Source organism: Nocardia sp. CS682 (genome assembly GCF_004634405.1).
Lineage (GTDB): Bacteria > Actinomycetota > Actinomycetes > Mycobacteriales > Mycobacteriaceae > Nocardia > Nocardia ninae.
In genome coordinates, this window is the sequence record NZ_CP029710.1 from 509,151 (window position 1) to 510,590 (window position 1,440).

Annotated in this window: 1 protein-coding gene; it reads left to right on the forward strand. The window is 69.0% G+C overall.

What is annotated here, in order from left to right; all coding sequences use genetic code 11:
* Window positions 1–105: 105 nt before the first annotated feature.
* Window positions 106–1,434, forward strand: a complete 1,329-nt coding sequence (locus DMB37_RS02320) for a cytochrome P450 (protein ID WP_135231225.1) — start codon at window positions 106–108, stop codon at window positions 1,432–1,434.
* Window positions 1,435–1,440: the final 6 nt, after the last annotated feature.

Here is a 1,440-nt window from a genome sequence, read left to right on the forward strand (position 1 = left end):
ACTGGTCGGAGCCCCGAAAAATAGGGGCAGCAACGTCACGGGCACCGTTGCCGCCGCGCCGATTTCGGGTTTGCGCGCAGCCGAACCACCGGTCAGGATGGCCCAGTGCCACAGACCTCCGTATCGCTGCGCGATCTGCCCCGCCTCCGCAATCGCCACCTCGGGCAGATCGGCGGATTGATGCGGCCAGGCACCCACGAGTCCCCGCTGCTGGAGCTCGGCGAACGGTTCGTCATCTCGCCGCCGGGCTTTCCGACCATGCTGGTCACCTACGACATGGACGACGTGCGCGACCTGTTCACCAACCACGACGACTTCTCGATCGGCCAGGTGCTGAGCCGGTTCTCCAGCCACGACCAGATGTTCGGCAAGCAGACGCTGATCTTCCTCGACGGCGACGAACACCGCCGCGAACGCAAGCTGTTCGCTCCGCCGTTCCAGAGCAAGGCGCTGCGGTCCTACGAAGAACTCATGGTCGAGGTGGTCGAACGTGAGCTGCCCAAGTGGCCGGTCGGCGAGGAGTTCGAGTTCCTGACAGCGGGTTACGATCTGGCTATCGGCGTGCTGCTCGGCGTCGTCTTCGGTGATGTCGCGCCGGTCCGCCGAGACCGGCTCCAGCGTGCGGTCAAGGCGTGGTTCGGCGAGATCGAGAGCCGCGGGTTCCTCGCGGTCACCCTGATCACCCCGCTGGTCGGCGGATACACGCTGCCCTACCCGCCGCTGCGGCGCCGCCAAGCCGAGGTCGACGCCGTCATCATCGAGGAGATCGCGGCCCGGCGCGCCACGCCCGGCGACGCGGGCTCCCGGAAAGACGTGCTGTCCCGCTACGTCGGCACCGAACTGGACCAGCACGACGACGCCGCGCTGGCCCGCAACATGCGCGGCATCCTGCTCGGCGCCTACGAGACCACCGCGATCACCCTCGGCTGGATCGCCGCCATGCTGGCCGGCCATCCCGAGACCATGGCCGAACTGGACGCGGCCATCGACGCGGGCGACAGCGCCCGCCTCGATGCCTACCTCGACGCCGTTGTCGCCGAAACCATGCGGCTGCGCCCGGTGTCGCCGTTCACCGGCCGACGGGCGTTGCGCGACACCGTGATCAACGGGGTGCACATCCCCAAGGGCGCCATCGTCATCGTCCCGATCCTGCTGATCCACGAATCACCGCGGCACTACCAGGATCCGATGGCCTTCCGTCCCGAGCGCTTCCTCGACGAGCGGCCCAGCGGCCACACCTGGCTCACCTTCGGCGCGGGCCCGCACCGCTGCCTGGGCGCCCAGTTCGCCCTCGCCGAGGCGCGCATCCTCTTCCGTGTCGTCCTCGAGAACCGGCGCATCGCACCGGCTCCCGGCCCGATCGAGCCGCCGCGCCGCTATCACACCGGCCTGAGCCCGGTGCACAACGCCCGAATCACGCTGCTGCCCCGCTGATCCGAG